The organism is Streptomyces sp. NPDC038707 (genome assembly GCF_040636485.1).
Classification (GTDB): domain Bacteria; phylum Actinomycetota; class Actinomycetes; order Streptomycetales; family Streptomycetaceae; genus Streptomyces.
In genome coordinates, this window is record NZ_JBEZUP010000013.1 from 59271 (window position 1) to 77449 (window position 18179).

Sequence of the window (18179 nt, forward strand, 5' to 3'; positions counted from 1 at the left end):
TGCCGCATGTCTTCGACCGAGTCGCCGTCCGTGCCGGCCGCCAGTGTGCTTCCCCGAGTGGCGCCCGTCCGGGTCGGTGAGGGCGAGCGACTGCGGTCCGTGGGCCTGCCCGGTGTCACGCTGACGATCCGTTCCCGGCCACCCGCGCGCGAGGACCTGCCGCCCGCGCTGTACGTCCACGGACTCGGCGGCTCCTCGCAGAACTGGTCGTCGCTGATGGCCGAGCTGGCCGACGTCGTGGACGGCGAGGCGGTCGACCTGCCCGGCTTCGGCGACTCCCCGCCCCCGGACGACGGCGATTACTCCGTCACCGGGCACGCGCGCGCGGTCATCCGGTATCTCGACGCGGCCGGCCGCGGCCCGGTCCACCTCTTCGGCAACTCGCTCGGCGGCGCGGTCGCCACCCGCGTGGCCGCCGTGCGCCCCGACCTCGTCCGGACGCTCACGCTCGTCTCGCCCGCCCTGCCGGAACTGCGCGTCCAGCGCACCGCGGTGCCGACCGGGCTGCTCGGGGTGCCCGGGATCGCCGCCCTGTTCACCCGGCTCACCAAGGAGTGGACCGCCGAGCAGCGGGTGCGCGGGGTGATGGGGCTGTGCTACGGCGACCCCGGCCGGGTGACGCCGGAGGCGTTCCGGCAGGCCGTGGAGGAGCTGGAGCGGCGGCTGCGGCTGCCGTACTTCTGGGACGCGATGGCCCGTTCGGCGCGCGGCATCGTCAACGCCTACACGCTCGGCGGGCAGCACGGGCTGTGGCGCCAGGCCGAACGGGTGCTGGCCCCCACCCTGCTGGTCTACGGCGGCCGGGACCAGCTCGTCGGCTTCCGCATGGCCCGCAAGGCCGCCGGCGCCTTCCGCCGCTCCCGGCTGGTGACCCTGCCGGACGCCGGGCACGTGGCGATGATGGAGTACCCCGACGTGGTCGCCGGCGCGTTCCGCGAGCTGCTCGCGCAGCCGGCGGACGCCGACGGTGCCCTCCCGGACGCGAGGAGCTGAGGGCCAGGGTGGGACGCCACAGCCGCCGCGGACCGGCCCCCAGGACCGAGTCGACGGACATAACTCCGGAACGCGAACGCGCCGGCAGACACGGCAGCCGTGCCGACGGCCGGCAGCGCCCCCTTCCCGGGCCGCCGGCCGGCGACGCGCCCGGCTCCGGGGCCACGGGACTGCCCGACGGCACTCCCGCGGCGGGTACGCCCCGGGCGCGTACCGGCCACCCCGCGCACGGCACGGCCGGCGACCCCGGCGGTACCGGTGACTCCGGTGCCGCTTCCGCGCGGGGCGGGCATCCCGAGCAGCGGGAGGCCGGAGGCGGCTGGGGCGAGCTGGGCGGGCCGGCGGCGGCAGGCGGGCCCGGCGTGGTGCTGCCGCGGCAGCGGCAGGCGGGGTCGGCCGCAGCGCGGCGCGGCTCCGGACGCGGCCCTCGTCAGGAGTACCTGGAAGCCTTCGACGGCGCCGGTGAGGCCGACGGTCCGCGTGGCGCCGGGCGCGGGGACACCGGCGGACCCGGTACCGGTACCGGTTCTGGTGCCGCGCTCCCCGGGGCCGGAGGGCCGGCCGAGCCGCAGCGGGCATCCCGTACCGGCGCACCCGTACAGCGGGGCGGGAAGGGACGGACCTTCACCGGTATCGCGGCGGCTGCCGTCACCACCGTGCTCGCGGTGATGGTCGCCGGCCAGGTGACCAAGGCGCGGGACGACGGCGACGTTCGGTCGCGGTCCGCCACCGGCCCCGCCCACGACACCCACGTCTCCGGTGACTCGGCGCCCTCCGCCGTGCCGAGCGCGGCGGCCCTGACGTACGACCAGAAGATGAACCGTACGTATCCGCTCGCCGCCACGCTGAGCGGGCCGGGGAAGTTCGACGTCGTGCCCGGGTTCGCCAAGGCGCCCGGCACCGGGCGGAAATACCGCTACCGCGTCGATGTCGAGCAGGGACTCGGACTGGACGGCGCGCTGTTCGCCGAGGCCGTGCAGAAGACGCTCAACGACCGGCGCAGCTGGGCCCACGGCGGTGCCCGCACCTTCGAGCGCGTCTCCTCCGGCACGCCCGACTTCGTGATCACGCTGGCCAGCCCCGGCACCACCGCCAAGTGGTGCGCCAAGTCGGGGCTGGACACGACCGAGGACAACGTTTCCTGCGACTCGGCCGCGACCGAACGCGTCATGATCAACGCGTACCGGTGGGCTCGGGGAAGCACGACCTACGGCGACCGGATCCATGCGTACCGGCAGATGCTGATCAACCACGAGGTCGGCCACCGGCTCGGCCACGGCCACGTCACCTGCGAGAAGGACGGCGAACTGGCGCCCGTGATGCAGCAGCAGACCAAGTTCCTGGACCACGACGGAATCCACTGCCGGGCCAACCCCTGGCCGTACCCGGGGAGTTGACAAGCGCCGCTCATGTCACATTGACATGAGCCCATATGGTCATCCATATTTCTGCGCATGTGGTCCCGTCACGCCGCCCCTGGGAGCGCCGCCATCGAGCTGGCGCTCATCGGCGTGACCGCGCTCTGCGTGGCCGACATCGACTGTCGCTGACACCGCCTCCCCGGGCGTTCGCGTCGCGACTGTTCCACCCTTCTCCTCCGTGACCGTGTCACGGATTTTCCGACGACCCGACGCCGGGGCCGACGTCTGTCCGCAGTCGTCTCATTCCTCGTCCGCACGTCTCACGTGCCGAGATGTCTGATCCATCCACGATCAACCGTCTCGTCCCGACTCGTCATCCCGAGAGGTCGTCATTCCGATGCGTCAACCGTCCGTCAGAGCGCGCCGCGTGGCAGCGGTATCCGTCAGCCTGGTCATGGCAGCGGGCGTCGCCGCCTGCGGCCCCGAGGACAGCGATGACAAGGGCTCCGGTGGTGACTCCGCGCCCCACAAGGGCGGCACGCTCACGATCCTGAACTCCCAGCCGCAGAGCGACTTCGATCCCGCGCGGCTGTACACCTCCGGCGGCGGAAACGTCCCTTCGCTGGTCTTCCGCACCCTCACCACGCGCAACCGCGAGAACGGCGAGGCCGGCGCGAAGGTCGTCCCGGACCTCGCCACCGACACCGGGCGCCCCGACAAGAACGCGACCGTGTGGACGTACACCCTGAAGAAGGGCCTCAAGTACGAGGACGGCACGCCGATCACGTCGGCCGACATCAAGTACGGCATCGAGCGCTCCTTCGCCCCCGAACTCTCCGGCGGCGCCCCCTATCTGCGGGACTGGCTGGTCGGCGCCGCCGGCTACCAGGGGCCGTACAAGGACAAGAAGGGCCTCGCCGCGATCGAGACGCCCGACGAGCGGACGATCGTCTTCCATCTGAACAAGCCGGAGGGCGAGTTCCCGTACCTCGCCACGCAGACGCAGTTCACCCCGGTGCCGAGGAGCAAGGACACCGGCACCAAGTACGAGTCGCATCCGGTCTCCTCCGGCCCCTACAAGGTGGTCAGGAACGAGAACGACGGCGAGCACCTCGTCCTGGAGCGCAACCCGCACTGGTCGGCGGCCACCGACGCCGAGCGCAAGGCGTACCCCGACACCGTCGACGTGCGCTCCGGGCTCGACTCCTCGGTCATCAACCAGCGGCTGTCCGCGTCCCAGGGCGCGGACGCCGCCGCCGTCACCACGGACACCAACCTCGGCCCCGCCGAACTCGCCAAGGTCAGCGGCGACAGGAAACTGGCCGCCCGCGTGGGCACCGGTCACTTCGGCTACACGAACTACCTCGCGTTCAACCCGAAGGTGAAGCCGTTCGACGACCCCAGGGTGCGCCAGGCGATCGCCTACGCCATCGACCGGTCCTCGGTGGTCAACGCGGCCGGCGGCAGCGCCCTCGCCGAGCCCGCCACCACGTTCCTGCCGAACCAGAAGTCCTTCGGCTACACGCCGTACGACCCCTTCCCGGCGGGCGCCTCCGGTGATCCGGCGAAGGCCAGGGAACTGCTGGCGCGGGCCGGGCACAAGAACGGGCTGAGCATCACGCTGACCCACTCCAACAGCAAGGACTTCGAGACCAGCCCGGAGATCGCCACCGCCGTCCAGGACGCGCTCAAGAAGGCGGGCATCACGGTCAGGCTCCAGGGCCTGGAGGACAACGACTACAACGACAAGACCCACAGCGTGAAGAGCGAGCCGGGCCTCTTCCTCGCCCACTGGGGCGCGGACTGGCCGTCCGGCGGCCCCTTCCTCGCCCCCATCTTCGACGGCCGGCAGATCGTCGAGGACGGAGCGAACTTCAACACGGGCCTGCTCGACGACAAGTCGGTCAATGACGAGATCGACGCGATCAACAAGCTGACCGACCTCGACGCCGCCGCCCGGCGCTGGGGCGCGCTGGACAAGAAGATCGGCGAGAAGGCCCTCGTCGTGCCGCTGTTCCACCCGGTCTACAAGCGCCTGTACGGCTCGGACGTCAAGAACATCGTCATCAGCGACTGGACCGGTGTCCTGGACGTCTCCCAGGTCGCGGTGAAGTAGCGCCGTGAGCGAGGCACTTGCCGCCGTCGGGACCGCCGGGACGGGCACCACCGTCCCGGCGGTCCCGGGGGCCCGTCAGTTCTGGCGGCGGCTGCGGGCGCGGCGCGCCGCCCTCGTCGCCGCCGTCGTGGTCGCCCTGCTCGTCCTGGCCGCGCTCGCCGCGCCGCTGCTCACCGCCCTGGAGGGCCAGGACCCGACCACCTACCACCCTGCCCTGGTCGACTCCGCCCGCGGCGGCGTCCCCCTAGGCTCCTTCGGCGGCGCGAGCGCCGACCACTGGCTGGGCGTCGAACCGCAGACCGGCCGCGACATGTTCGCCCGCCTGGTCTACGGCGCGCGGGTCTCCCTGGGCGTCTCCCTGGGCGCCACCCTGGCCCAGGTCCTCATCGGCGTCGCCATGGGCCTGGCCGCAGGGCTCGGCAACCGGTGGATCGACCTGGTCCTGAGCCGGATCACCGACATCTTCCTCTCGATGCCGCTGATGATCATGGCGCTGGCCCTGCTGGCCGTCGTACCCGGCGGCTTCCCGCGGCCGGTCCTGGTCGCGCTCATCCTCACCCTGGTCGCCGGATGGTCCACGATCGCGAAGATGGTGCGCGCGCAGACCCTCGCCCTGAAGAACCTCGACTACGTCTCCGCGTCCCGGCTCAGCGGCTGGAGCGCCCGGCGGACCGCCGTGCGCGAACTCCTCCCGGGCCTCGCCGCGCCGGTCATCACCTACGCCGCGCTGCTGGTCCCGGCGAACATCAGCGCCGAGGCGGCCCTGTCCTTCCTCGGCGTCGGCGTGCAGCCGCCCACCCCCTCCTGGGGCCAGATGCTCACCTCCGCCGACGTCTGGTACGAGGCGGCCCCGCAGTACCTGTTGCTGCCCGCCCTCGCCCTGTTCGTGACCGTGTTCGCGATGACCGTCCTCGGCGACGGCGTCCGCGTCGCCCTCGACCCGCGCGCCGCCTCCCGGCTGCGCGTCGGCACCGGCCGCACACGGGAGACACCCGCCGGGGCGGCCGTACCGGCCACCGCGCCGCGGAAGGAGGAGGCGTGAACGGCTTCACCGGTTTCGTCCTGCGCCGGCTCGCCGGCGCCGTGGTCACCCTGTTCGTGCTCTCGGTGATCATCTACGTCGTCTTCTACGTCACCCCGGGCGACGTCGCCCAGATCACCTGCGGCCCGCGCTGCTCCCCGGCCCAGGTCCACCAGGTGGCCCAGCGGCTCCACCTCGACGACCCGTTGTACGTGCGCTACTGGCACTTCCTCCAGGGCGTCTTCGCGGGCCAGGACTACTCCACGGGCACCTCCACGGAACACTGCGCGGCGCCCTGCCTGGGCCAGTCGTACCGGACCGGCCGGCAGGTCACCGACATCATCGCGGCCAAGCTGCCGGTGAGCTTCTCGCTGGTGACCGGCGCGATGGTGATCTGGCTGGTGCTCGGCGTCGGCACCGGCGTGCTCTCCGCCTGGCGGCGCGGCCGGCTCTCCGAGCGCGTGCTGACCGCGATCACCCTCGCGGGCGTCGCCACCCCCGTCTTCGTCATCGGCCTGGTCCTGATGATCGTCGTCTGCGGCGAACTCGGGCTGCTGCCCTTCCCGCAGTACGTGAACTTCACCGACGACCCCGAACAGTGGGCGTGGAACCTGCTGCTGCCCTGGCTGTCCCTCGCCCTCATCGAGGCGGCCGGCTTCGCCCGGGTGACCCGGGCCTCGATGCTGGAGACGCTGGCCGAGGACCACATCCGCACCTTCCGCGCCTACGGCGTCGGCGAACGCGCGGTGATCGTCCGGCACGCGCTGCGCGGCGCGACGGCCTCCGTCATCGCCCTCAACGCGGTCACCGTCGGCTCGGCCGTCGGCGGCGCCGTCCTCACCGAGACCCTGTTCGGCCTGCCCGGCATCGGCCAGGAACTGGTGCACGCCGTCAAGGTCGTCGACCTGCCGGTGGTCGTCGGCATGGTCCTGGTGACCGGCTTCTTCGTGGTCCTCGCCAACGCCGTCGCGGACGTCCTGTACGCGGTGGCCGACCGACGGGTGGTGCTGGCATGAGCCTGGTGGACGTGACCGGCCTGACCGTCGAGTTCGGCGCCCAGCGCGCCGTCGACGGACTCTCCTTCAGCCTGGCGAAGGGCGCCGCCCTCGCCCTGGTCGGCGAGTCCGGCTCCGGCAAGTCCACGGTCGCGGGCGCCCTGCTGGGCCTGCACCGGGGCACCGGCGCCCGGGTCGGCGGCTCGGTCCGGGTGGCCGGCACCGACGTCCGGGCGGCCTCCGACGAGGAACTGCGCCGGCTGCGCGGCGCCAAGGCGGCCATGGTCTTCCAGGACCCGCTGTCCTCGCTCGACCCGTACTACGCGATCGGCGACCAGATCGCCGAGGTCTACCGCGTCCACGCCCGAGTGTCGCGCCGCGCCGCACGCGCGCGTGCCGTCGACGTGCTCGACCGGGTCGGCATCCCGGACGCGGCACGGCGGGCCCGGTCCCGGCCGCACGAGTTCAGCGGGGGCATGCGCCAGCGCGCCCTCATCGCCATGGCCCTGGCCTGCGAGCCAGAGCTGCTGATCGCCGACGAGCCGACCACCGCCCTCGACGTCACCGTCCAGGCGCAGATCCTCGATCTGCTGCACGCCCTGCGCACGGAGACCGGCATGGGCCTGCTGCTGGTCACCCACGACGTGGGCGTGGCCGCCGAGAGTGTGGACGACATCCTCGTCATGCGGCACGGCAGGGCCGTCGAGCGCGGCCCGGTCGGCGCCGTCCTCGCCGCGGCCGCCGAGCCGTACACCCGCGAACTGCTCGACGCCGTCCCGCGCGTGGACGCCCGCCGCACCGGTTCCCCGGCCACCGGCGAGGTCGTGCTGGAGGCCACCGGGCTGCGGCGCGAGTTCGGGCGCGGCAGGCGGGCGTTCGCGGCCGTGGACGACGTCTCGGTGAGCGTCCGGCGCGGGGAGACCCTCGGGGTGGTCGGGGAGAGCGGCAGCGGCAAGACCACGCTCGGCCGCATGCTGGTCGGGCTGCTGGCGCCGACCGCCGGCGAGATCCGTTACGAGGGGCGCCCGCACACCGGGGTGAACCCGGCCGTCCAGATGGTCTTCCAGGACCCCGTCTCCTCCCTCAACCCCCGCCGCGGCATCGGCGAGTCCATCGCCGACCCGCTGCGCGCCCGGGGCGAACGCGACGAGCGGCGCATCCGGCAGCGCGTGTCGGACCTGCTGGAACGCGTGGGACTCGACCGGGCGCACTACGACCGCTACCCGCACGAGTTCAGCGGCGGCCAGCGCCAGCGCGTCGGCATCGCGCGGGCCCTCGCCGCCGAGCCGCGCGTCCTGGTGTGCGACGAGCCGGTCTCCGCGCTCGACGTCACCACCCAGGCCCAGGTGGTCGCCCTGCTGGGCGAACTCCAGCGGGAACTCGGCCTGGCGCTGGTCTTCATCGCGCACGACCTCGCCGTCGTCCGCCAGGTCAGCGACCGGGTCGCGGTGATGCGACGCGGCCGGCTCGTCGAGCACGGGCCCGCCGACGAGGTGTACGACAGCCCGCGCGAGCCGTACACCCGGCAGCTCCTGGCCGCCGTACCCGCGCTCGACCCGGACCTGGCGGCCCGGCGGCGCGCCGCCCGGCGGGAACCGGCGACGGCGTGACGTGTCGCGGTCGCACGGTCACCCTGTGACGCATTAGCGCGACCGAACGCGACCCGCACGCGAAAGTTACGAGCGTTCACCCCTTTTGGTGGTGCGACGGACAACCGTCCGTCGCGCCACCGCCTCGTCCCCTTACGTTCATCCCGCTGCGAGCCGCCGGCCCGACGGCGGCTCCCCAGACGGGAGACCGGGGGTGTACACGTGCGCCTAGGGCTGCTTACCGAGGGTGGCTACCCGTATGTGGGCGGTGACGCCGGGCTCTGGTGCGAACGGCTGGTGCGCGGGCTCGAGCAGCACGAGTTCGACGTCTACGCGCTCGGCCCCGGCCCGCGCGGACGGACCGGGGACCGCCGCCCGCTGCCGGCACAGGTCCGCCGGGTGCGTACGGCACCGCCGTGGCCGGCGGAGGGCGCCCGGTACGGCCGGCCCGCCCGCCGGCGCTTCGCCGAGTGCTACGCGGAACTGGTCGGGGCGGTGTGCACGGGCACCGGAGCCGCCCGGCGCGTGCCCGGCGGGGAGGTGCCGGAGGCGTCCGGGGACCTGGCGGACCGTTTCGGCAGCGCGTTGTACGGTCTCGCCGAACTCGCCCGTGAGCAGGGCGGACTGACCGGAGCCCTGCGCTCGGAGACCGCCGTGCGCGCCCTGGAGCGAGCGTGCCGCGCCCCCCGCGCGCTGTGCACGGCGCACGAGGCGCGGGTGCCCGACCTGCTCACCATCGCCGCGCACCTCGAACGCGCCCTGCGCCCCCTCTCGCTCGACTGGTACGACGACGACGCCCTCGGCGCGGCCGACCTCTGCCACGCCACCACGGGCGGCGCGCCCGCCCTCTGCGGACTGCTCGCCCGGCACTTCTGCGGCGTGCCGCTGCTCGTCACCGAGTACACCGTGCACCTGCGCACCCACTACCTGACGTCCGGCCCCGGCACCGCCGCCCCCGCCGTACGGGCCGTGCTCGCCGCCTTCCACGGCCGGCTCGCGGCCGAGGTCCACCGCGCGGCCGAACTCCTCACCGCGGGCGACACGCAGGCGCGCCGCTGGCAGGAACGGTGCGGCGCCGACCGGGCCCGGATCCGGACGGTGTACCCCGGCACGGCCGTCGAACGGTTCGCGGAGCCGGGCGAGCCGGAACTCCCCTCCGACCCGGACACACTGGTCTGGGCCGGACCGGTCGACCCGGCCAAGGACCTGGTGACCCTGCTGCACGCCTTCGCCGAGGTCCGCCGGGAGGAACCCAAGGCGCGCCTGCGCGTCGTGGGCACGCCGTCCGGCACCGAGGGCGCCGCCCACCTCGGCCACTGCCGGGCGCTGGCCGCGCGGCTGTTCCCCGGCGGGACCGAGGGCGATCAGCCCGTCTCCTTCGAGGAGACGGGGGAGCCGGACGCGTACGCCGCCGCCACGGTCGTGGTCCTCTCCAGCCGCGCGGAGGGCTTCCCGGCCGGTCTCGTCGAGGCCATGCTCAGCGGCCGGGCCACCGTGTCGACGGACGTGGGCGCGGTCGTGGAGGTCATCGGCGGCACGGGACTGGTCGTGCCACCCGGCGATCCCACGGCGCTCGCGGAGGCGTGCGTGGCGTTGCTGCGCGACCCCGGGCGCCGTGCGCGTCTCGGTGCCGCCGCGCGCGCCCGGGCGCTCGAACTGTTCACCGTGGAGCGGAACATCGCGGCTTTCCACGGCCTCTATCTGGAGATCGTCTCCCACTACCCGGTCCGCCGGGCCGCTCCGCACGAGCCACGGCCCTTCGCGGCTCCCGCCGAGACGTTGGTCCCCGGCCACCGGGCCGGTCCCGCGGACCGTGCCCTGCTCCGCGGTGCCCCCGCCTGGGCGACGGACACCACCCAGCCGTCGGTGGAGGAAACACGATGAGAGACCCGGAGGGCCGGGTGCCCGGCAGCGCGACGGACTGGGGCCCGACCGCGGAGGACCAAGAGGCACGGGGCGAGCCGGACGCGCCGTCCGCCGGGACGGCGGACGGCCCGGGCGCCGGCGCGCCGGCCCGGAGAGACCCGGTCGGCCCGGACCGCCCGGGGATGCCGAGCGGTGCCGATCCGTGGGACGCGCGGTCGGGGGAGTGGGTACCGGAGGGGCAGTCGGTGCCGGAGGGGCAACCGGTGCCGACGGGGCGCTGGCCGGGGGGCGGCCGGGCGTCGCGGCCCGGGCCTTCGGAGTGGTCGCCGGTGGCCTGGGAGCGGTCGTCGGGGGAGCGGCTGTCCACCGGTCCGCAGGGCTTCGAGCACGGCTTCGACACGTCGGCCGGTCCGGCCGGGTGCGGTCCTGGGAGCGGTCCCTCACCGGTGTCCGGTCTCGGCGGGCGGCCACCGGGCCGGGGCGCTGTGCAGGGGACCGGAGACCCGGTGAAAGTCCTGCTGCACCGGCACCGTGAGCTGTGCGAGGGGGCCGTCGACCCGTTGGAGATCGCCGTGGGGCTGGAGGCACACGGCATCACCGACCGGACCGCGGCCCACTACCGCCACCGCGACGTCTTCTCGCTCGCCGAGGAACTGCACGCGCGCGTGCCCCGCGACACCGAGCGGCCCGCCCCGGAGCCCCAGTTCCCGCCGGTGCCCCGCGTCCGCGCCGGCTGGGTCCTGCTCACCCTCCTGCCCGGAGCGCTCGGCGCGGCCACGGTGACCGGACTGCGCCTCACCCACGGGTACCCGCGCCTGCTGGTGGCCTGCGGCGGTCTCCTCGCCATCGCCGCGGCCACCCGCGCGGCCCTGCGCCACGGCCCGCTCGCCGGCCCGCCCGGCACGCGAGTGAGCCGTGCCGCGCCCGCCGGCGCCCGCGCGGGGCGCGCGACCCTCGGCGCGCACGCCTGGACGCTCTGGCTCCTCGGGTACGCCCTCGTCGGTGACGGCCTCCTGCACGCCGTCCTGACGGGCGGTCCCGACGCCCCGCCCACCGGAGCTCCGGACGGCCCCTGGCCCACGGCCACCGCGCCCGTCCTGGCCCTCCTGGCGGCCTGCGCCCCCGCGGCCTGGTGCGCCCATGTCCTCGCCGCGGGCGCCCGCCGCAGGCTCGCCGGCAGCCGCAGCCTGAGGGTGTTCACGGCCGCGATGAGGCCCCTGCTGCTCGGCGCGCTCGCCCTGTTCCTGGGCTCCCTCGCCGCACTGCTCACGCTGTGCGGCACCACCCTGCACCAGCGCGCGGCCCACCCGCAGGCACTCACCCTAGGCGCCCTGCTGCTGCCCGCACGCCTGCTCACCGCGCACCGCCACCGGCACGCCGCCGCCCGGGCGCTGGGCGCCGCCGTGGCGGTGGAGGCGCTGGCCCTGACGCTCCCGGTGGCTGCCCGGCTGCCCGGCTGCGCCTTCCTGGCGGCCCCGGTCCACGCCCTCGTGGACGCCTGGGGCGAGGCCGCCGTACCGGCCCTCGCCTGCGGCACCGCGGCCCTGGCCCTGCTGTGGCACGCGGGCCGCACCCTCGCCCGGGCCTCGGCCCACGCTCCCGCGGGAGCGCCCGAGTGAACCTCCCGCCCGCCGGCCCGACCCACCGGCCACGGGTATCCGCATCATCCCTCTGAAGGAGAACACCAGATGACCACCTCCCGACCCGGAGCGCCCGGATCCACCGGAGCCGCCGGAGCGTCCGGAGCAGCCGTACAAGCCGTCGACACGGCCGGTACCACCGGCGCGCACACCCCGGGAGCCGCCCGATGAGGGTCCTGCTGATCGGAGCCAACGGTTTCATCGGCCGCTTCGTCGCCGACCGCCTGCTCGCCGACCCGGCCGTCCAGCTCACCGCGCTCGGCCGCGGCGACGACGCCGACGTCCGCTTCGACCTCGCGACCGGCAGCCCGGGCGCGCTCACCCGCTTCCTGGACGCGGTCCACCCCGGGGTCGTCATCAACTGCGCCGGCGCCACCCGCGGCGGTGCCCGCGAACTCACCCGGCACAACACCGTCGCCGTGGCCACCGTCTGCGAGGCGCTGCGCCGCAGCGGCTGCGGCGCCCGCCTGGTGCAGATCGGCTGCGGTTCGGAGTACGGCCCCAGCCAGCCCGGCTCCTCCACGCCCGAGGACGCCGTACCGCGCCCCGGCGGCCCGTACGGCGTCAGCAAGCTGGCCGCGACCGAACTGGTCCTCGGCTCCGGCCTGGACGCGGTCGTCCTGCGGGTCTTCTCGCCGGCCGGGCCCGGCACCCCGGCCGGCTCCCCGCTCGGCCGGCTCGCCGAGGCCATGCGCCGCGCCATGCAGTCCGGGGACGGCGAGCTCAAGCTCGGCGGCCTCGGCGTCCAGCGCGACTTCGTCGACGTGCGCGATGTCGCCCGGGCCGTGCACGCCGCCTCGTTGTCCGCCGCGCAAGGCGTGATCAACATCGGCTCCGGCCGCGCCGTCCGCCTCAGGGACGCCGCGGCCGTGCTCGCGCGCGTGGCCGGCTACGGCGGCGCCCTGCACGAACTCGACGCCCCGCCCGGGCCGCTGCGCACCGCCCTCGGACACCCCCGCACCGACCCGGACCACACGCCTCCGGTGGCCTACCCCTACCCGGACGGCTGCGGCAGTTGGCAGCAGGCCGACGTACGCACCGCCCGCGACCGCCTCGGCTGGCGGCCCCGCATCAACCTCGAGGAGTCCCTGGCCGACATCTGGATGGAGGCGGCATGCCGCATCTGACGACCGCCGGCGCCCGTGCGCGCCGGCCGCCGGGGGCGGATGCCCGGGTGCTGGGACGCTTTCGTCTCGCGCATCGGAACGGGTGTCTCGGAATGAAGAAGGGCGTGGCAGTGTTACCAGGAGAACAACTGTAGTGATTGACCGACCAACGGAGTCCCCGTGTCGTTGCCACCCCTGGTCGAGCCGGCTTCCGAGCTCACCGTAGACGAGGTTCGCAGGTACTCCCGCCACCTGATCATCCCCGACGTGGGCATGGACGGGCAGAAGCGGCTGAAGAACGCCAAGGTGCTCTGTGTGGGCGCCGGCGGCCTGGGCTCGCCGGCGCTGATGTACCTGGCCGCCGCGGGCGTGGGCACCCTCGGCATCGTGGAGTTCGACGAGGTCGACGAGTCGAACCTGCAGCGCCAGATCATCCACAGCCAGTCCGACATCGGCCGCTCCAAGGCCGAGTCGGCCCGCGACACCGTCAAGGGCATCAACCCGTACGTGAACGTGGTCCTTCACGAGGAGCGGCTCGAAGCCGACAACGTGATGGACATCTTCAGCCAGTACGACCTGATCATCGACGGCACCGACAACTTCGCGACCCGCTACCTGGTCAACGACGCGTGTGTGCTGCTGAACAAGCCGTACGTGTGGGGCTCGATTTACCGCTTCGACGGCCAGGCGTCCGTCTTCTGGTCCGAGCACGGCCCCTGCTACCGCTGCCTGTACCCGGAGCCGCCGCCCCCCGGCATGGTCCCCTCCTGCGCCGAGGGCGGCGTGCTGGGCGTGCTCTGCGCGTCCGTCGGCTCCATCCAGGTCAACGAGGCGATCAAGCTCCTCGCCGGCATCGGTGAGCCGCTGGTCGGCCGTCTGATGATCTACGACGCCCTGGAGATGCAGTACCGCCAGGTCAAGGTCCGCAAGGACCCGAACTGCGCGGTCTGCGGCGAGAACCCGACCGTCACCGAGCTGATCGACTACGAGGCCTTCTGCGGCGTCGTCTCCGAAGAGGCCCAGGCGGCGGCGATCGACTCCACGATCACTCCCAAGCAGCTCAAGGAGTGGATCGACGACGGCGAGAACATCCAGATCATCGACGTCCGTGAGCCGAACGAGTTCGAGATCGTCTCCATCCCGGGTGCCACGCTGATCCCCAAGAACGAGTTCCTCATGGGCACCGCCCTGGAGAGCCTCCCGCAGGACAAGAAGATCGTCCTGAACTGCAAGACGGGCGTCCGCAGTGCGGAAGTCCTCGCCGTCCTCAAGTCCGCCGGCTTCGCCGACGCGGTCCACGTCGGCGGCGGAGTCATCGGCTGGGTCAACCAGATCGAGCCCCACAAGCCGGTCTACTGATCACCGGTTCCACAACCCAGCGGGTCTGAAGAAGCCCACGGCATCCGACTTGGTCGGATGCCGTGGGCTTCTGTCGTCGGCGTCCTCGGCCAGAGGGCGCCCCAACGAACTCCCCGGCTACACTCCCGCGGTGTGCATGAAGACTCGCCGAGCGGTCTGGGTTCTCGCGGCAGCGCTGATGGTGGGAACGCTCAGCAGCTGCACCCTCCTGAGGCAAGCCCCTGACAAGGAGCATCAAGACGTCGGTGTGTTGCAGCACGTGTCTTCCCGGCAAGCAGCCGAGGCCCGCACGGAGAGTCAGGTGCGAGGGCTTCTGAAGGAGGAGTTCAAGGAGTTCACGGGGCCCAGGTTCCCTGTCTCCGTCAAGGAGGGAGCTGTCACCATCTACGAGCCGGATGAGAACCGGTTCGGTGACACGAGTGAGTCGGACACGCACAACTGCACAGGGGAGGTGTATCTCGACATCGCGGTTCGCTCCACTCGCATACTTCTCGCGAGCCGTTACTGGCGGGACCACGACCACTTCGGGCTCACCATCGCCAAGGAGCCATGGCCCGCGGACTGCACTTTGGATCAGACGCGCAGTGAGGCGGCCGTGATTTCACGTCACCTGGATGAGCTGGTGAATCACCTGCGGGAGGGCTGGCGTGAGCACAACGGCCGGCTGGGCGATTATTACGTTGACCAGGAAGGCGCTGTCATAACGGACAGCACGGGGGTACCGCAGCGATTCGGAGGCCGGGGGGCCACGTTTCGTCCGTCGCCATTGATGCGCGAGTGAGACGGGCCCGGCCCGGCGCCGGCGGTCCGCGGTGGGAGTCGGTTCGTCAGGAGCAGACCTTGCCGTCCTCCGGCACCGTTCCCTTCAGGAGGTAGGCGTCGACCGTCGCGTCGACGCAGTCGCTGCCGCTGCCGTACGCTCCGTGGCCCTCGCCCTTCCAGGTGAGAGCGATGCCCACTCCGCGGCCCAGTTCGTCGGCCATCCTGCGGGTGCCCTCGTAGGGGGTGGCGGGGTCGCCGGTGTTGCCGACCAGGAGGATCGGGGCCGCGCCCGGTGCGCTGACCTCCGGGGTGTCGTACTGGCCCGGTACCGGCCAGTCGTGGCACCAACCCGCCGTGTCCCAGCCCAGGTAGTCCCCGAACACGGGCGAGATCCGCTCGAACCGGGCCAGCCGTCGCTTGGTCTCGGCGAGCGTCGGCCGCTGCTTGTCGTCCAGGCACGAGATGACCCGCTGGGAGTGGGTCATGGTGCCGTAACGTCCGGAGGCGTTCCGCTGGTTGTACTCGTCGGCGAGCGCCAGCAGTTCCGAACCGTCGCCCTGCCGCGCCGACTTGAGCGCGCTGGTCAGTCTGGGCCAGCTCGGCTCGCTGTAGAGCGGGAGGATGATCCCGGTGGTCGCGAGGGTCTGCGTGAGTTTCCGCCCGGACGAGGTCGGCAGCGGCGCGGCGTCGAGCCGGCTCAGCAGGCCGGCTATCTCCCGGGAGCCCTGAGCGGGGTCCTGGCCGGTGGATTCGAGGTAGTCGTCCAGGGCCCGCTGGAAGCCGCGGGCCTGGTTCTCGGCGTGCCCCACCATGTCCGCGGTCGGGTCGACCACCGCGTCCAGCACCAGCCGGCCCACCCGCCCGGGGAACAGGTGGGCGTAGACGCCGCCGAGTTCGGTGCCGTAGGACATGCCGAAGTAGTGCAGTCTGCCGTCGCCGAGGACCTGGCGCATCAGGTCCATGTCGCGGGCCGTGTCGGTCGTGGACACATGGGCCAGCAGCGGGCCGGCGGCCTTCCGGCAGCCCTTGCCGAAGTCGGTGGCGTCCCGGAAGTACGCCTGTTCCTCGGCGGGGGTGTCCGGCGTGGCGTCCACGGACTCGGCGGCGTCTGTCTCCCGGTCGCCGCGGCAGCGCACGCCCGCGCTCTCGCCCACCCCGCGCGGGTCCCAGCTCACCAGGTCGTAGCGCTGGTGGAGTCCGGAGACGGCGGAGGCGAAGTACGGCATCGTCGATACGCCAGAACCGCCGGGGCCGCCGAAGTTGAACAGGAGCGCGCCGATGCGGTCACCGCCGGTCGCCCGCGAGCGGATGAGAGAGACCCCGATCGTCTTGCCGTCCGGATGGGACCAGTCCAGCGGCACCTTGAGCGTCGCGCACCGCCAGGCGCCGCCCGGTGCGGGGGAGTCCCCGACGGCCCCGCACCGCTGCCAGTCGAGCCGCTGGGAGGTGAGCGAGGCGGGCAGGGCCGTGTCGGACGGCGCGGCCGGGGAACCAGGCGCCGACGGGGGAGCGGAGCCGGCCGCCTTGCCCTCGTCACCCTCTCCGTCCCCGCCGGACGAGCCACCGCAGCCGGCCAGCAGCAGCCCTGCCGCCACTGCGGCCGTCCACCGCAGAAATCGCATCATGCGTACCCCCCGTGACAGGCCCGCCGCGTCGTACCGCGCCGGGCGTTTCAGGCCATGGTAGGCATCTTCCGCTCGCCCCGTGACAGCCTGTGGATAACCCTCTGACCTGCGTTTTCGTGCCGCCTCTGGGTTGTCAGGAACAGACCAGGCCGGGTTTCGGCACCTTGCCGTCCAGCAGGTAGCCGTTCACCGCGCGCTGCACACAGGCGTTCTTGCTGTCGTAGGCCCCGTGTCCCTGGCCCTTGTACGTCAGCTCGACGCCGACGCCCTTGCCGAGCGCGTCCACCATCTTCTTCGCGCCCTCGTACGGGGTGGCCGGATCGCCGGTGTTGCCGATGACCAGGATGGGCGCCGACCCCCGCGCGCTCACGTCGGGATGGTCGGCGGCGCCGGGCACCGCCCAGTCCGTACAGCTGACCATGCCCCAGGCCAGGTAGTCCCCGAACAGGGGAGAGGCGGCGCGGAACCGGGGAAGCCGGCGCTGCACGTAGTCCGCGGTGTACCGCGCCTTGTCGTCGGAGCAGTTGATGGCGGCGTTGGCCGCGGTCAGATTGCTGTACTCCCCGTTCTCGCCGCGCCCGTTCATCGAGTCGGACAGCAGCATGAGGATCCTGCCGTCGCCGTCGTAGGCCTCCTCCAGCCCTTCGGTCAGGTACTCCCAGAAGTCCTTGGAGTACAGCGACTGCGCGATGCCGTTGGTGGCGGCGGTCTGGGTCAGCTCGCGCGGGGAGATGCCCGGGATCGGCTTCTTGTCGAGGTCGGCGAGGAGTTTCGCGATGCGCTCCTTCACTTCCCGCGGGGTGCTGCCGATCGGGCAGTCCTCGGCCTTGGAGGTGCAGTCCTTCGCGAAGTTGTCCAGCGCGAGCTGGAAGCCCTTCGCCTGGCCCAGCGCGCTCTGCTCGGCGTTCTGCGTGGGGTCCACGACGGCGTCGAGGACGGCCCGGCCGACGTTCCGGGGGAACAGGTGGGCGTAGACGCCGCCGAGTTCGGTGCCGTAGGAGATGCCGAAGTAGTGCAGTTTCCGGTCGCCGAGCACCTGGCGCATCAGATCCATGTCGCGGGCCGCGTCCGTGGTGCGCACATGCGGCAGGAGCTTCTGGGAGTTCTTCTCGCAGGCCGCGTTGAACTGCCGGGTGCGCCGCAGCAGCCCCGCGCGTTCGGCGCCGTCGTCCGGGGTCGCGTCCTGCTGGAAGAACTCGTCCAGCCGGGCGTCGCTCTCGCACCTCACCGGCGCGCTGCGGCCGACCCCGCGCGGATCGAAGCTGACCAGGTCGTAGCGGGTGCCCAGGGCGGCGTAGTCCGGGCCGAACGCGGGCAGCGTGGTGACGCCGCTGCCGCCCGGGCCGCCGAAGTTGAACACCAGCGAGCCGATCCGGCGGTTCGCGGGGCCGTCGGACCGGGCCCGGATCAGGGCGATGCCGATCGTGTCGCCCTTGGGCTCGGCCCAGTCCAGCGGGGCCTTCATGGTGGCGCACTGCCACTCGGTGCCGTTCGGCAGCGGCGAGGGGGCGCTGCCGCCGCCCTCCGCCTCCGACGGGGCCGGGCAGTCCTCCCAGTCCAGCGTCTGGTGCGTGAGATCCCCGTCCTCGGAGTGGCCGCCGCAGCCGGCCGGCGCGGCGAAGAGCAGCACAGCGGAGGTGGTCAGCGCGGCGGCGCGCAGCCGGGAGGGGTTCGCCATGCTCCCCATCGTGAGCGCGCGCGGGCCGGCTCGCGCGGGGCGCGGGCCGTCCGGGCTACATCACCGGG

At 73.1% G+C, this 18179-nt stretch carries 14 protein-coding genes; 12 read left to right on the forward strand and 2 right to left on the reverse strand.

The window, feature by feature from the left end:
* Positions 1 to 6 precede the first annotated feature (6 nt).
* The 12 genes from AB0E62_RS19460 to AB0E62_RS19515 all read left to right on the forward strand — a co-directional run bounded on the left by AB0E62_RS19460 (position 7) and on the right by AB0E62_RS19515 (position 14827).
* Positions 7 to 993, forward strand: coding sequence for an alpha/beta hydrolase (locus AB0E62_RS19460; RefSeq protein ID WP_362194769.1), 987 nt, complete (start codon positions 7 to 9; stop codon positions 991 to 993).
* A gap of 8 nt (positions 994 to 1001) precedes the next feature.
* Positions 1002 to 2390, forward strand: coding sequence for a DUF3152 domain-containing protein (locus AB0E62_RS19465; protein WP_362194772.1), 1389 nt, complete (start codon positions 1002 to 1004; stop codon positions 2388 to 2390).
* Positions 2391 to 2447: 57 nt separating this feature from the next.
* Complete coding sequence (locus tag AB0E62_RS19470; RefSeq protein ID WP_362194775.1) at positions 2448 to 2543, forward strand: Ms4533A family Cys-rich leader peptide; 96 nt, start codon at positions 2448 to 2450, stop codon at positions 2541 to 2543.
* 208 nt (positions 2544 to 2751) lie between these two features.
* Positions 2752 to 4470, forward strand: a complete 1719-nt coding sequence (locus tag AB0E62_RS19475; protein WP_362194778.1) for an ABC transporter substrate-binding protein — start codon at positions 2752 to 2754, stop codon at positions 4468 to 4470.
* A 4-nt stretch (positions 4471 to 4474) separates the two neighbouring features.
* Positions 4475 to 5512 (forward strand): ABC transporter permease, encoded by a 1038-nt coding sequence (locus tag AB0E62_RS19480; protein WP_362194781.1) that lies wholly within the window; start codon positions 4475 to 4477, stop codon positions 5510 to 5512.
* Complete coding sequence (locus AB0E62_RS19485; RefSeq protein ID WP_362194784.1) at positions 5509 to 6507, forward strand: ABC transporter permease; 999 nt, start codon at positions 5509 to 5511, stop codon at positions 6505 to 6507. The genes AB0E62_RS19480 and AB0E62_RS19485 overlap by 4 nt, the downstream gene beginning before the upstream one ends.
* Positions 6504 to 8096 carry an ABC transporter ATP-binding protein gene (locus tag AB0E62_RS19490; RefSeq protein ID WP_362194787.1) on the forward strand — a complete coding sequence of 531 codons (1593 nt, stop codon included), beginning with the start codon at positions 6504 to 6506 and terminating at the stop codon, positions 8094 to 8096. The genes AB0E62_RS19485 and AB0E62_RS19490 overlap by 4 nt, the downstream gene beginning before the upstream one ends.
* Positions 8097 to 8297: 201 nt before the next feature.
* Positions 8298 to 9959: a glycosyltransferase gene (locus tag AB0E62_RS19495; RefSeq protein WP_362194790.1), complete on the forward strand. Its 1662-nt coding sequence runs from the start codon at positions 8298 to 8300 to the stop codon at positions 9957 to 9959.
* A 164-nt stretch (positions 9960 to 10123) separates the two neighbouring features.
* On the forward strand, positions 10124 to 11560 hold the full coding sequence (locus AB0E62_RS19500) for a hypothetical protein (RefSeq protein ID WP_362195158.1): 1437 nt from the start codon (positions 10124 to 10126) through the stop codon (positions 11558 to 11560).
* Between the two features lie 188 nt (positions 11561 to 11748).
* Positions 11749 to 12708, forward strand: a complete 960-nt coding sequence (locus AB0E62_RS19505) for an NAD-dependent epimerase/dehydratase family protein (RefSeq protein ID WP_362194793.1) — start codon at positions 11749 to 11751, stop codon at positions 12706 to 12708.
* Between the two features lie 159 nt (positions 12709 to 12867).
* Entirely contained in the window at positions 12868 to 14046 is a 1179-nt protein-coding gene (moeZ, locus tag AB0E62_RS19510; protein ID WP_362194796.1) for an adenylyltransferase/sulfurtransferase MoeZ, read from the forward strand.
* Between the two features lie 130 nt (positions 14047 to 14176).
* Positions 14177 to 14827, forward strand: coding sequence for a hypothetical protein (locus tag AB0E62_RS19515; RefSeq protein ID WP_362194799.1), 651 nt, complete (start codon positions 14177 to 14179; stop codon positions 14825 to 14827).
* A 46-nt stretch (positions 14828 to 14873) separates the two neighbouring features.
* Here the strand turns inward: AB0E62_RS19515 and AB0E62_RS19520 are convergent, their stop codons facing one another.
* On the reverse strand, positions 14874 to 16433 hold the full coding sequence (locus AB0E62_RS19520; protein WP_362194802.1) for an alpha/beta hydrolase: 1560 nt from the start codon (positions 16431 to 16433) through the stop codon (positions 14874 to 14876).
* 133 nt (positions 16434 to 16566) lie between these two features.
* The gene (locus tag AB0E62_RS19525; protein ID WP_362194805.1) at positions 16567 to 18111 is read right to left on the reverse strand and encodes an alpha/beta hydrolase; all 1545 of its coding nucleotides are present in this window, start codon (positions 18109 to 18111) and stop codon (positions 16567 to 16569) included.
* Positions 18112 to 18179: the final 68 nt, after the last annotated feature.

What these genes read in the sequence shown, in the direction of transcription:
- AB0E62_RS19505 (WP_362194793.1), top strand. Translation starts at nt 11,749, where the DNA reads ATGAGGGTCCTGCTGATCGGAGCCAACGGTTTCATCGGCCGCTTCGTC.
- AB0E62_RS19500 (WP_362195158.1), top strand. Translation starts at nt 10,124, where the DNA reads ATGCCGAGCGGTGCCGATCCGTGGGACGCGCGGTCGGGGGAGTGGGTA.
- AB0E62_RS19460 (WP_362194769.1), top strand. Translation starts at nt 7, where the DNA reads ATGTCTTCGACCGAGTCGCCGTCCGTGCCGGCCGCCAGTGTGCTTCCC.
- AB0E62_RS19490 (WP_362194787.1), top strand. Translation starts at nt 6,504, where the DNA reads ATGAGCCTGGTGGACGTGACCGGCCTGACCGTCGAGTTCGGCGCCCAG.
- AB0E62_RS19520 (WP_362194802.1), bottom strand. Translation starts at nt 16,433, where the DNA reads ATGATGCGATTTCTGCGGTGGACGGCCGCAGTGGCGGCAGGGCTGCTG.
- AB0E62_RS19475 (WP_362194778.1), top strand. Translation starts at nt 2,752, where the DNA reads ATGCGTCAACCGTCCGTCAGAGCGCGCCGCGTGGCAGCGGTATCCGTC.
- AB0E62_RS19525 (WP_362194805.1), bottom strand. Translation starts at nt 18,111, where the DNA reads ATGGCGAACCCCTCCCGGCTGCGCGCCGCCGCGCTGACCACCTCCGCT.
- AB0E62_RS19470 (WP_362194775.1), top strand. Translation starts at nt 2,448, where the DNA reads ATGTGGTCCCGTCACGCCGCCCCTGGGAGCGCCGCCATCGAGCTGGCG.